General features: G+C 68.5%; 12 protein-coding genes and 1 pseudogene. 9 read left to right on the top strand and 4 right to left on the bottom strand.

Going from position 1 to position 12,153, the window contains the following annotated elements:
- Positions 1–33 precede the first annotated feature (33 nt).
- Genes ACPYN9_RS15215 through ACPYN9_RS15200 form a run of 4 tightly spaced genes read left to right on the top strand, consistent with a single transcriptional unit; the run spans position 34 to position 3,714 of the window.
- On the top strand, positions 34–1,077 hold the full coding sequence (locus tag ACPYN9_RS15215) for a sugar phosphate isomerase/epimerase family protein (protein ID WP_424467389.1): 1,044 nt from the start codon (positions 34–36) through the stop codon (positions 1,075–1,077).
- A 19-nt stretch (positions 1,078–1,096) separates the two neighbouring features.
- On the top strand, positions 1,097–1,495 hold the full coding sequence (locus ACPYN9_RS15210) for a C-glycoside deglycosidase beta subunit domain-containing protein (RefSeq protein WP_424467388.1): 399 nt from the start codon (positions 1,097–1,099) through the stop codon (positions 1,493–1,495).
- 20 nt (positions 1,496–1,515) lie between these two features.
- Positions 1,516–2,652: a Gfo/Idh/MocA family protein gene (locus ACPYN9_RS15205; protein WP_424467450.1), complete on the top strand. Its 1,137-nt coding sequence runs from the start codon at positions 1,516–1,518 to the stop codon at positions 2,650–2,652.
- Between the two features lie 51 nt (positions 2,653–2,703).
- The gene (locus ACPYN9_RS15200; protein WP_424467387.1) at positions 2,704–3,714 is read left to right on the top strand and encodes a sugar phosphate isomerase/epimerase family protein; all 1,011 of its coding nucleotides are present in this window, start codon (positions 2,704–2,706) and stop codon (positions 3,712–3,714) included.
- Between the two features lie 129 nt (positions 3,715–3,843).
- Here the strand turns inward: ACPYN9_RS15200 and ACPYN9_RS15195 are convergent, their stop codons facing one another.
- The 3 genes from ACPYN9_RS15195 to ACPYN9_RS15185 all read right to left on the bottom strand — a co-directional run bounded on the left by ACPYN9_RS15195 (position 3,844) and on the right by ACPYN9_RS15185 (position 6,684).
- Entirely contained in the window at positions 3,844–4,857 is a 1,014-nt protein-coding gene (locus tag ACPYN9_RS15195; protein ID WP_424467386.1) for a restriction endonuclease subunit R, read from the bottom strand.
- Positions 4,854–5,255, bottom strand: a complete 402-nt coding sequence (locus ACPYN9_RS15190) for a hypothetical protein (protein WP_424467385.1) — start codon at positions 5,253–5,255, stop codon at positions 4,854–4,856. The genes ACPYN9_RS15195 and ACPYN9_RS15190 overlap by 4 nt, the downstream gene beginning before the upstream one ends.
- A gap of 151 nt (positions 5,256–5,406) precedes the next feature.
- On the bottom strand, positions 5,407–6,684 hold the full coding sequence (locus tag ACPYN9_RS15185) for an ROK family protein (RefSeq protein ID WP_424467384.1): 1,278 nt from the start codon (positions 6,682–6,684) through the stop codon (positions 5,407–5,409).
- A 111-nt stretch (positions 6,685–6,795) separates the two neighbouring features.
- Here ACPYN9_RS15185 and ACPYN9_RS15180 point away from each other — a divergent pair, with 111 nt between their 5' ends.
- The 5 genes from ACPYN9_RS15180 to ACPYN9_RS15160 all read left to right on the top strand — a co-directional run bounded on the left by ACPYN9_RS15180 (position 6,796) and on the right by ACPYN9_RS15160 (position 11,998).
- Positions 6,796–7,833, top strand: a complete 1,038-nt coding sequence (locus ACPYN9_RS15180) for a Gfo/Idh/MocA family protein (protein WP_424467383.1) — start codon at positions 6,796–6,798, stop codon at positions 7,831–7,833.
- Positions 7,830–8,186: a hypothetical protein gene (locus tag ACPYN9_RS15175; RefSeq protein ID WP_424467382.1), complete on the top strand. Its 357-nt coding sequence runs from the start codon at positions 7,830–7,832 to the stop codon at positions 8,184–8,186. The genes ACPYN9_RS15180 and ACPYN9_RS15175 overlap by 4 nt, the downstream gene beginning before the upstream one ends.
- On the top strand, positions 8,183–8,737 hold the full coding sequence (locus ACPYN9_RS15170; protein WP_424467381.1) for a hypothetical protein: 555 nt from the start codon (positions 8,183–8,185) through the stop codon (positions 8,735–8,737). The genes ACPYN9_RS15175 and ACPYN9_RS15170 overlap by 4 nt, the downstream gene beginning before the upstream one ends.
- Positions 8,738–8,867: 130 nt before the next feature.
- Entirely contained in the window at positions 8,868–10,370 is a 1,503-nt protein-coding gene (locus tag ACPYN9_RS15165) for an MFS transporter (RefSeq protein ID WP_424467380.1), read from the top strand.
- A 47-nt stretch (positions 10,371–10,417) separates the two neighbouring features.
- Complete coding sequence (locus ACPYN9_RS15160; protein ID WP_424467379.1) at positions 10,418–11,998, top strand: GMC oxidoreductase; 1,581 nt, start codon at positions 10,418–10,420, stop codon at positions 11,996–11,998.
- A gap of 21 nt (positions 11,999–12,019) precedes the next feature.
- Here the strand turns inward: ACPYN9_RS15160 and ACPYN9_RS15155 are convergent.
- Positions 12,020–12,153, bottom strand: a pseudogene (locus ACPYN9_RS15155) (IS110 family transposase); the annotation flags it as partial.

Below are 12,153 nucleotides of genomic sequence, written 5' to 3'. Positions count from 1 at the left end.
GGCGACGTCACGCAGAACATCAAGGAGAACACCATGGCAGACGGAATCGCAGGGACGGGCATCAAGCTCGGCATCACCCTCTACTCGCTCACGTCGGAGTTCGCGGCCGGCCTCTACACCCCCGAGACGCTCGTGGAGGCCGTGCACAAGGAAGGGCTCGGCACTGGAGTCGAGTTCAACATCGCGCAGCTGCTGCGCACCTACCCGGACACCGACCACGAGTTCGTGAAGTTCTGGCGCGACACGCTCGAGCGCGACGGCCTCGAGCCCAGCGCAGTCGGCACGAACCTCGACATGGGCCGCCGCAAGGACCGCGACATGACACCGGACGAGGAGTACGAGTTCTTCGCCCGTCAGCTCGCAACGGCCTACGACTTCGGCTTCCGCACGGTCGTCATCCGCTCGGCGGGCAAGGAGCTGCTCGCGCGCCTGCTGCCGCTCGCCGAGAAGTACGATCAGCGTCTCGGCTATGAGATCCACGCGCCGTCCGGCCCGAACGCCCCGCAGATCCTCGCGATCCGCGAGATGTACGAGGAGCTCGGGAGCGAGCGCCTCGGCTTCACGGCCGACTTCAGCTCGACGATGCACAGCCTCTCGCCGCGCCTGCTGCGCACGCTCAAGAACATGGGCATGCCCGAGGAGTACTTCCCGGTCATGGACGAGATCTGGCGCCGCCCTGAGCCGATGCACGTGCGCAACCAGGCCTTCGAGGACTTCCTCACCGCGGAGAAGTTCGACTTCGCCCGGCTCGGCCCGTTCACACGCCTCGCCTTCAACATGCACGGACTCGTGCCGGCCGAGGAGTGGCTCGACATCATGCCCCAGATGTTCCACGTCCACGCGAAGTTCTACGACATCGACGAGCACGGCCAGGAGCCGGCGATGGACACCGCGCGCATCGTGCGCCAGTTCGTTAGGGGCGGTTACCAGGGCTATCTCTCGAGCGAATGGGAGGGCCACGCGTTCGCCGACCTCGGCGAGAGCGACCCGGTCGAGCAGATTCGCCAACAGCACGCGCTCATGCGCCGTGCCATCGAGGAAACCGCGGCCGAGGCGAACAGCCTCACGGTCGCCTAAGTCGAGAAAGCGACACATCATGGCAACTCACAACTCTCTCTTCGCAGAGAACGACGTCACCAGGCGGGACGACGGCATCAGCGTCTCCGTGCAGATCCCCTGGTATCGGAGCCTCTGGCTGTCGGCCGTCGACAACGTCGAGGTCAACGTCAACGGGGTCTCCATCCCGAAGGACAAGCTGCGCTTCGTGCTGCAGGGCCGCTCGTACGAGATCGACGAGCTGCCCGAGCAGTCCGAGACGCTCTGGTTCCTCGCGGACAAGCCGGACATCGTCATTCCCCTGAATGAGGTGCCCGCCGCGGGCGACAAGCTCACGGTCGAGGTCGTGCTCACGATGCGCCTCCTCTACATGCAGATCGCCCCGGGCCGCTACGTCACCAACCGCGTGCCCGTCGAGCGTGAGGTCGTGTTCGCGTGACGCGGCCGTTGCGCGTGGCCATGATCGGCTACGGCTTCATGGGAGCCGCGCACTCGGTCGGCTGGCGGCAGGCGCCCCGCGTCTTCGGCCTACCCGCCGAGGTCGAGATGGCGGTTGTCGTCGGGCGCAACGGCGCGGCGGTCGCTGAGGCCGCCGCTCAGTGGGGCTGGCAGGAGTCGGCGACCGACTGGCGCGCGGTCATCGCGCGTGACGACATTGACATCGTCGACATCGTCACGCCCGGTGACTCGCACGCTGAAATCGCCGTCGCCGCGCTCAAAGCGGGCAAGCACGTGCTCGTCGAGAAGCCGCTCTCGAACACCGTGGCTGAGGGCGAGGCGATGGCGGATGCGGCAGCGCAGGCGGCAGCGCGCGGCGTCAAGTCGATGGTCGGCTTCACGTACCGCCGCGTGCCCGCTGTGACGCTGCTGCGCGACCTCATCGCCGAGGGCAAGATCGGGCGCATCCATCAGGTGCGCGCCTCCTACCAACAGGACTGGCTCGTCGACCCGGAGGCGCCGCTCTCGTGGCGCCTGCAGAAGGAGCTCGCTGGCTCGGGCGCGCTGGGCGATATCGGGGCGCACGCCATCGACTTGACCCAGTTCGTTACGGGGCAACGCGTCGAGCGCGTCTCGGGCACGATCGAGACGATCATCGCCGAGCGGCCGCTCGCCGACGGCTCGGGCACCGGTTCGGTGACCGTCGATGACATCGCGGTCTTCACGGGCCGCCTGTCGGGCGGGGCGCTCGCCTCGTTCGACGCGAGCCGGTTCGCGACGGGCCGCAAGAACGCGCTGAGCATCGAGGTGTCCGGCGAGTTCGGCGCCCTCGCCTGGAACTTCGAAGACCTGAACTCGCTGCAGTACTACGACCGCACTGCCGACAGCCGTGCGCAGGGCTTCGCGCAGATCCTTGTGACCGAGCCCGCGCATCCCTACGTCTCCGCTTGGTGGCCGGCCGGCCACATGCTCGGGTACGAGCACGGCTTCACCCACCAGGTCGTCGACCTCGTGGGCGCCATCGTCGACGGAACCCCGTTGCACTCGAGCTTCGACGAAGGGCTCAGTGTGCAGCGCGTGCTCGACGCCGTCGAGCGCAGCTCGGCCGCCGACGGCGCGTGGGTCGACACCCACGCTCGCAGCACCGTTGCTGTCTGAGCAGCGCGGGCACAGCAACAGCATTCGAGAACGCTAGTTAAGAGGAGAAACATGTCTCGTCCTGTCACGTTGTTCACCGGTCAGTGGGCTGATCTGCCGTTCGAGGAGGTCGCCAGGCTCGCGGGGGAGTGGGGGTATGACGGCCTCGAGATTGCCTGTTGGGGTGATCATCTGGATCCGTGGCGGTGGGATGACGCGGAGTACGTCCAAGGTCGGCTCGACATCCTTGAGCGCAACGGCTTGAAGGTGTGGACGATCTCGAACCACCTGAAGGGGCAGGTGGTGTGTGATGATCCGATCGATGAGCGCCACCGGGACATCGTGTCCGACCGGGTGTGGGGCGATGGTGATCCGGAGGGGGTGCGTCAGCGGGCTGCGGAGGAGCTGAAGAACACGGCCCGCCTGGCCGCAGCGCTGGGCGTGAAGACGGTGACGGGGTTCACGGGGTCGAGTATTTGGAAGTACGTGGCGATGTTCCCTCCGGCGACGGAGGCGATGGTGGATGCGGGCTATCGGGACTTCGCGGACCGGTGGAACCCGATCCTGGACGTGTTCGAGGAGGTCGGGGTCAGGTTCGCGCACGAGGTGCATCCCTCGGAGATCGCGTATGACTATTGGACCACGAAGCGGGCGTTGGAAGCGATCGGGCATCGGGAGTCGTTCGGGTTGAACTGGGATCCCTCGCACATGGTGTGGCAGGACATCGATCCGGTGGGGTTCTTGTGGGATTTCCAGGACCGCATCTTCCATGTGCATTGCAAGGACACGAAGAAGCGCCTCAGTAATGGCCGGAACGGGCGCTTGTCGTCGCATTTGCCGTGGGCGGATCCGCGGCGGGGTTGGGACTTCATCTCGACCGGGCACGGGGACGTGCCGTGGGAGGACTGCTTCCGCATGTTGAACGCGATCGGTTACGAGGGTCCTCTGTCGGTGGAGTGGGAGGACGCGGGCATGGACCGCCTCGTCGGCGCTCCCGAAGCGCTCGGCTTCGTGCGCAAGCTGTCCTCGTACCGGCCATCGGAGGCGGCGTTCGACTCCGCGTTCTCCACGAAACAGGACTAGCAGCCGCCGTGCCGCCAGCATCCACGCGAGATATGCAGGTTCCCGCCGGCGGGAACCTGCATATCTTGTGTGTTTGCCGCGGGTGTGGAGGTGGGGAGAGTTGGAGCGAGTGAGAGGCGATGCAGCGCCTCAGCCGATGGCGGCGGATGCACCCTCCGCGATCGCCGTGCGGGCGAGCGCCAGGTGCGCGCGTGTCGCCTGCTCGGGGGTCAGGTCTTCGATCCACTCGTGGCCGCCCCACTCGCTACAGAGTGTGCCAGTGAAACCGACCCGCGCGAGCTCGGCCGAGATGTCGCGGATGGGGTTCGAGATGCGCCCGTCGGTGTCGTCGAGATCCCAGAACTTGAGATGCACCCCGCCCACGAGCGGCAGCACCTCCCGCAGCTCACGCGCATCCGTACGCCCGAAGCGGATGACGAGGTTCATGAACATCGTATGCACCCGGGGTGGAACCGAGCCGTCGCGGAGCGCGCCCTGCACAGCCGCGAGCGTCGCGGGGTTCCGCCAGTCGCGCTCGAGCGCATCCACGAGCGTCGCTTGCACGCCGCCCGCCCGCAGTTTCGCGAGGTAGCTCGGCGGCAGCGACGGCATGAGCATGCTGATGTCGACGAGCAGACGGATGCGGGGATCGCCGATCGCGGCGACCGCTTCGACGGCGGCTGCGTGCTGCGGCTTGTCGGGCGACTGCTGCCCCTGGAGCTCCTCGTACAGGGTCAGGGAGTGCTCGTGCAGGTGGGGGAGGAGTCGCTCGAGCAGTGCCGGGCCGGCCTGGCCGATCGGCAGGCGGATGCCCTCTGCGCCCAGTCGCTGGGCGGCGCGGAGCTGGGGGAGTAGGAACTCGAAGCGCTCGTCTTCGGAGCGGCGTTCGGTCGCCGAGAGCCAGTCGTCGAGGCTCGCGCCGACGATGCTCACCGACGTGCCGGTGGCGTCGAGGGTCTCGCGGATGCGCGCCGTCTCGTCGTCGGTCGGCCGTGGGAAGGTGCGCCACGTCTGCGCGGCCTCGAGCTCGATGACGCTCGCGACGCCGGAGCCCCCGATGGAAGCGGCGATCTCGGGCGAGGTGCGGTCGGCGACCATGAGCTCGGGTGACCAGTTGAAGGCGGAGGCCGCGAGGGTCCAGCCCGTTGGCAGCTGCGCGCTCATGCGGCGCTTCCGACGGTCGCGAGGTGCACGTCGCGGGATGCTCGGGGCGCGGGGAGTGCGGCGTCGAGCTCGAGCCGCCGTGCCGCCGCGAAGGGGAGGATGAGCGGTTGTCCGGGGGCCGCGCCCATGTTCGGGATGAGGAGCTTGAAGGCGACGACGACGTTGTGCTCGCCCGGCGTGAGCTTTGCAGTGGAGCGCACCACGATGCGGTCCTGTACGAACCACCAGGTCGGGCTCGGTGCGCGTTCCGGCAGCTCGACCGCGACGTCGTCGACGGTGACGCGCAGTTCGTGCAGGCTCGACAGTGGCAGCGAGCGGATCCACGGCAGGGAGACGCGAAGCGAGAACCCGTCTTCCTCGCTGTGGAGGGCATCGTCGAGCAAGATCGCGAGACTCACGGGCGGGGTGCTTCCGACGCGCAGTTGCGTGGGACGTTTCTGGGCATGACACTCCTTTGTGACGGCCGCTTAACGGCTTTAGGGGGAAACCTACCCGCTTATGTCGAAAACCGGAAGAAGTGTGTGAGCCGGGCTCTTGTGCCCGTGCCTCCTAATGCGGCAGCTCGAGTCCCTTCAGCGTGGGGCGACCGTCGGCGAACCACCGCGGGAAGGTCTCCTCAAAGAGTTGTTCGCGAACCATCGCGGCGCCACCCCTGATGGGCTCGCGCACGTCGTTGGCCGAGACGACGATGTTGAGGTCCCGCGTGGCCAGTGGCAGCGAATGCTCGTAGACGCGCTGGCGCACCTCGGCGAGGAAGATTTCGCCGGCTCCGGCCAGGGCGCCGCCGACGATGATGACCTTCGGATTGAACATGTTGACCAGGGCCGAGATTGATTCGCCGATAATCTTGGCGGAGCCCTGTGCGAGTTGGATCGCGAGGGCGTCGCCGTCCTCGGCCGACATCGAGATGAGCTCCGGGTTGAGTTTGTCGCCGTCCCGCACCCGGGCCGCGAGCAGGCCTGTGGCGCCGTCGTCAATCGCGAGCTGCGCATCCCGAACCAGCGCCCATCCGCCCGCCACCGCCTCGAGGCAGCCGATCTTGCCGCAGCGGCACTGCACGGTGGCGCCGGGGACCTTGACGTGGCCGATGTCGCCGGCGGCCCCGTTGGCGCCACGGTGGATGCGGCCTCGCGAGACCAGGCCGGCGCCGATACCGGAGCCGACTTTGACGTAGATGAGGTCGATCGACGGCACCTGGCGATTTGTGCGCTCGTTCAGGGCGAGCAGGTTCACGTCGTTGTCGACCCAGACGGGGGCGTCGAAGCGCTGCTCGAATCGGCGTCGCACGTCGAACCCGTTCCACCCCGGCATGATCGGCGGCGCGACCGGCCGACCGGACTCGAAGTCGACGGGGCCGGGGACGCCGACGGCGATGCCCCACACCGGAATCTCGTGTTTCCGCGTCTTCCGGTCGGCCTCGAGCAGCTGGTCGACGAGTTCGAGTGCCGCGTCGAGGGTTGCGGCGGGTCCGCGCGAGATGTCCCAGTCGAGGTGGGCCTGGGCGATGACGTCGCCTTCGAGCTCGGTCAGGCCGACGTGGATGTGCAGGGCGCCCAGTGCGCAGACGACGATGAGGCCGTTCTCACCGCGGAAGCGCAGCGTGCGCGGGGCGCGCCCACCGGAGGATGGTCCAACGTCGCCCTCTTCGAGGTAGCCCATCTGGATGGCCTGCTCGACTCGCTGCGTGACCACGCCTCGGCCCAGTCCTGTGACCGTGCCGATTTGCGGTCGAGTGACCGCTTCGCCGAGGCGAACGAGGTTGACCACGCGCAGCAGGCTCGTGACTTCGTCGGTCTGTGCTCCAAAGCGCAACGTTGACTCTCTCATGCGCGAACCTTACCGAAGATGTCGACCTTGCGCCCGTGTCTCGGGCTAGATATGTTCATCTTCAGCATTCTTGTGCTGAGAAAATGCAAAAGAGCACGAAGGGGTGGTCGCATGTGGGCAGTCGGCGTCATTGGCGCGGGACCCGGGGTGTCCGCACTGCATCTGCCCACCCTGGCTCGCCTGCCTGACCACTTCCAGGTGGTCCACGTCGCGGACTCGGGCAGCGGACGTGCCGCCGAGCTGGCCGCGAGGGTGGATGCGCGCGCGAGCTCGAGCGTCGACGCGCTGTTCCGGGACGAGCGGGTGCAGGTCGCTCTCATTTGCTCGCCGCCCGAAGCGCATGCGGCGCACGTGCGGGCCGCGCTCGAGGCGGGCGTAGTCGGCATCCTCTGCGAGAAGCCCCTCGCGACGACTCTCGCCGAGTCGGAGGAGCTCGTCGCGGAGTGCCGGTCGCGCGGCGTCGCGCTCCTTGTGGGCACGAACCACCTCTTTGACCCCGGCTGGGCGCAGGCTCGCCGAGCGATCGCGGGTCTGCGGGCGCCGGTCGACGCGGTCACGGTCACGCTGTCGTTGCCGCCGAACGACCGGTATCACCGCCTGGTCACCGAGGTTGCCGCCGGGGGCGCGTCGCCGGCGCGCTTCCCGCCGCCGGGTCTCCCGCCGCAGGTCGAGGCTGGCATCGTGCGGCAGCTCGTGTCGGGTCTCGGTGTCCACGATCTTCCCGCGGTCCGTGACCTGCTTCCTGGCTTCGACGGCATGACCTTCGCGAGGTTCGTGGCTCCGCTCGGCTACGCGCTCGGCTATCGCGCCGGGCGGGCGCGGGTTCACCTCCTCGCGGTCATGCGCGAAGAGGGAGCGGATGCGCGGTGGCGGCTGACCGCGTCGGCCGGCGGCGCTCGCGTCGACGTCGAGTACCCGCCCGCGTTCGTGCACGATGGTGCCGCTCGCGTCGTGGTCCGCCACGTGGACGGGTCGGTGGCTGTGCCGGCGCGCGGGCCGCTCGATGGCTACGAGGCGGAGTGGTTGGCCCTCGCAGAGCTGCTCGCGGGCGAGGGTCCGCTCGAGTACGACGAGCTGCTCGAGGATGCTCGTTTTGCCGTCACGCTCGCCGATGCGGCGGAGGCTCACATCGCAGCGAGTGCCGCATGAGTCCGCGCGTCCCGATCTTCCTGTCGGCGCAGGGGCATCGGGCGTCCGAGGCCTACCGGGTCGCGGTCGCCGAGCTGCCGCTGACGGTCGAGCTCGCCGCGAGTCCGGTCGGTGCGGTCGTCGTGGTCGACGGTCGAGCCCCTGGCGGCTGGTCGGCAGAGGTCGACGCGGCGTTGGCTCGCGGAGCCTCGGGGGTCGTCGTTGACGGTGTCGGAGTCGTCGATGTGCCCGATGTGGACGACGTGCTGATGCGTGGCGCCGGGGGGGGGGTGGGCGCGGCGGGGTCGGTGCGCGCGTCACCGAGGATGCCGTCTCCGAGCGCGGCGCCGCCGGGGTCGCTGGTCTGCCGGTGAGCATCGTGCGTCGGTTCCAGCCGCGTGAGCTCATCGCAGCGGCCCGCGACGCTGTTACTGCCCAGGGGTCTCGGCCGCATATCGTGACGGTCGAGGCCGCCGGAGCGGTGTCGACCGGTGTGCTGCGCGACGCGCTCGGCTGGGCGCGAGAGCTTGCCAGCGCCGGTGGTCGCGAGCTCAAGCCCCGCTCGGGTTCGGTCCTGCTGGAGTCTCCCGACGGCGTGCCCGTGGTGGTCACCTGGCTGGGGGCGGCGCAGGTGCCGTGGCTGCGCGTCTGTGCCCTGGGGGCCGTCGAAGTCGAGGTCGAGGTCGATGAGGGCACTGGATGCGCGAGCGTCGTGACCAGGTCGGGTGCGGGCGAACACGTGGTGCGGGCGGGCTTCGAGGAGCCGGCTCGACGCGAGCTGCGCCGCGCGATTGACGCGGCGCGCGCATCCGTCTGGCCGGATGAGCTGACGCCGTTCCTCGCGGACCTCCGGCTCCAGGCATCCATTGTGGCGCCGGCAGGCGCATCCACGACCCCACATGCGCCAGTCACCGACAATCTTTAGTTGTTTTTCAACATAAGTATCGCTAGTCTAGTCGAGACGCAGGGGGTTCCACGAACCCCGTCACCGGCCGCGACGCAGCGACCGAGGGCACACCATGTCGCGTAGATCGCCCGATCGTTCGGGTCCATGTATGCCACTCTCACCGACGAGACTCCGTCTCCTTGTTGCATCCCTCCTCACCGTCTCCTTCCTCGGCGCCCTCGACCACACCGTCGTGTCGACCTCACTCGCAACCATCGCGGGCGACCTCGGCGCGCTCGAGCAGATGGGCTGGGTCGTCGTCAGCTACACGCTCGCCAGCACCGTGCTGCTGCCCGTGCTCGGCAAGCTCGGCGACATCGTCGGCCCACGCTCCGTGTTCCTCACCTCGCTTGCGCTCTTCCTTATCTCCTCGCTCGCTTGCGGATTCGCGCCGAACATGGGCCTGCTCATCGCGGCGCGCGTCTTCCAGGGCATAAGCTCAGCCGGCCTGCAGCTCATGTCGCAGACGATCATCGCCCAGGTCACCAGCCCCCGCGCTCGCCCCAAGTACATGGCGATCATCGGCGCCGCGTTCCCCATCGCCATCCTCATCGGACCACTCCTCGGCGGCCTCATCGCCGACAACTGGGGCTGGCAGTGGGTGTTCTGGGTGAACCTCCCCGTGGGCGTCGCAGCCCTCGCCCTCGCGCTCATCGCCATCCCGAGCATCCCCCGCACCTCCGCACCGCGCTTCGACGTGCTCGGATCCCTCTCCTTCACGCTCGCGCTCGTCGCCCTCGTGCTCGGCGTGACCTGGGTCTCCGACCCCGAGCAGCTCACACCCGCGCTGTCGGCCTTCGGCATCGCGCTCGCCTCCTTCGCGCTGTTCTTCTGGGCGGAGGTTCGGGCAGAGAACCCCGTCGTCCCCCTCTACCTCTTCAGGAACCGCACCGTCGCCGCAGGCACCGCGCTCTCCGCCATCATCGGCGTCGGCCTCTTCTCCATCACCGCCTACCTGCCCACGTACGTGCAGATGGCCTACGGCACCTCCGCGACGATCTCCGGTCTCGTGCCCATCGCAACCGTCATGGGCATGCTCGTCAGCAACCTCCTGACCGGATTCCTCGCCAGCCGCTCGGGCCGCTACCGCGTCTACCCGATCATCGGGACAGCCCTCGGCGCCGTCGGCCTCCTCATCATGTCGGCGCTGCCCGTCGGCCTCCCGCTCTGGGTGCCCATGGTCGTCATGTTCGGCGTCGGGCTCGGCACCGGCTCGTTCATGAGCCTCATCGTCACCGTCGTGCAGAGCGCCGCGCCCAAGGGGGCGACGGGAGCCGTCACCGCAAGCGTCAACATCGTCCGGCAAGTCGGCTCCACCGTCACCACCGCCATCATCGGCGGCGTGATCGGAGCAGGCGTCGCAGCCCTCCTCCCACTCGGGTTCGACGCCGCAGGCCTCACCCCGCAGCTCGTCCACAGCAGCCAACCGGCCTTCCAAGCCACCATCGCGCAGATCTACCGCGACGTGTTCGCGCCCATCTTCATCGGCCTCTCCATCGCCTACGCGGTCGGCTTCGTCGCGGCACTCCTGCTGCCGCCTGGACGCCTTTCCAACGACACCGGCAGCATCCCCGTCGTCGAGGCCCCGAACGTGCCGGCCTCGCGCAGCTGAGCGCATCCCACCACCACCACCACCACTCACTTCCAAGGAGGAAGCACATGACCAGCACCCCAGTCGTCGCGATCGTCGGCAGCGGACCGATCGGGGCCGCTTACGCGCGGATCCTCCTCGAAGCAAGCCCCGACGTGCGCGTCACCATGTTCGAAGCCGGCCCTCAGCTCACCGACATCCCAGGCGAGAGCGTGCGCAACATCGCAGACCCCGCCGAGAAGGAGCGCGCACGCGAGCGCTCGCAGGGGCCGCAGGCCGGTGACTTCCGCGAGTCCCTCGGCATCCCCGAAACGGCCGTCGTCGAAGGCATGTTCACGGCGAGACAGGGCACGCACCTCCTCGACTTTGGCGGCGACGGCTCTGCGCACACCGAGACGTTCCCCGCGGCGGCTGCGTCGACCAACGTCGGTGGCATGGGCGCGCACTGGACCTGCGCCACGCCAGCGCCCGAGTTCAGCGAGCGCGTCGACTTCATCGAGAGCGCCGAGTGGGACGAACTGCTCGCCAACGCCGAGCGCCTACTGCACGTGCAGTCCGCCGCCTTCGCCGACTCCGGGGTTGGTGCCGCCATCAGATCACTGCTCGCCGAGGAGTTCGCCGACGAGCTCCCCGACGGCTTCGGGCCCAGCACCCTACCCGTCGCCGGCGATGCCCAACCCGACGGAACCGTGCGCTGGGCAGGCGCCGACGTCGTCTTCGGCCCGCTCGTCGAGGCAGGCAACCCGCTTGCCGAGCGCTTCGAGCTGCGCGACCTCACCCTCGTCCGCCGTGTCGAACGAGACGGCTCGGGTGACGGGGCACGCGTCACCGGCGTCACCATCGAAGATCTCCGCACCGGCGAGACCAGCTTCTTCCCCGCCGACGCCGTGGTCGTCGCGGCCGACGCATTCCGCTCCCCGCAGCTCCTCTGGGCCTCCGGCATCCGCCCGGCCGCCCTCGGCCGTTACCTCACCGAACACCCCGTCGTCATCTCCACCGTCGCCCTCGACCCAGAAGGCATGGCCCGCTTCGCGTCGGACGCCGACCTCGAAGAGGAGCTGGCTCGCCGCGCGCTCAACCCCGCCGACCCGGTCGGCGCCGTCAACCGCATCCCCTTCTCCGAGCCAGACCACCCCTTCTCCCTGCAGGTCATGTACGCCGAAAACCCACCGTTCCCGCTCGACCCCGCGCATCCGCACGCCGGCAACCGCTGGGGCTACGTCAACATGGGCTACGGCATGCGCAAACACCCGCGAGTCGAAGACGGCATCACCTTCCACGACGACGAACTCGACTACCGCGGCTTCCCCAACATGACCGTCGAATACGCACTCACCGACGTCGAAAAGGCGGAGATCGCCGACGGTGAAGCGCACCTGCGCCGGGCCGGCGAAGCGCTCGGTACCTTCATTGCCGAACCCCGCCTGCTCCCCAACGGGTCGAGCCTCCACTACCAGGGCACGATGCGCGCCGGCGGTGCCGACGACGGCACCACCGTCGCCGACCCCTACTCGCGCGTCTGGGGCATCGACAACCTCTATGTCGGCGGCAACGGACTCATCCCCACCGCCACCACCATGAACCCCACGCTCATGAGCGTCGCCCTCGCCGTCCGCGGCGCGCGCAAGCTCGCGGAAGAGCTCGGGTAGGGGGGTGTCCCTATGGTCTTGTCAAGCGGCAAGGGCTAGGGGCGGTTGGTAGATGGTGCCGTCTCGGAGCATTGCGTAGAGAACGTCGCAGCGTCGTCTCGCGAGGGCGATGAGGGCTTGGTTGTGGCGCTTGCCCTGCGCGCGTTTCCGGTCGT

It is taken from the genome of Pseudoclavibacter helvolus (assembly GCF_049707175.1).
Lineage (GTDB): Bacteria > Actinomycetota > Actinomycetes > Actinomycetales > Microbacteriaceae > Pseudoclavibacter > Pseudoclavibacter helvolus_A.
This window is presented reverse-complemented; position numbering and strand designations above follow the sequence as displayed.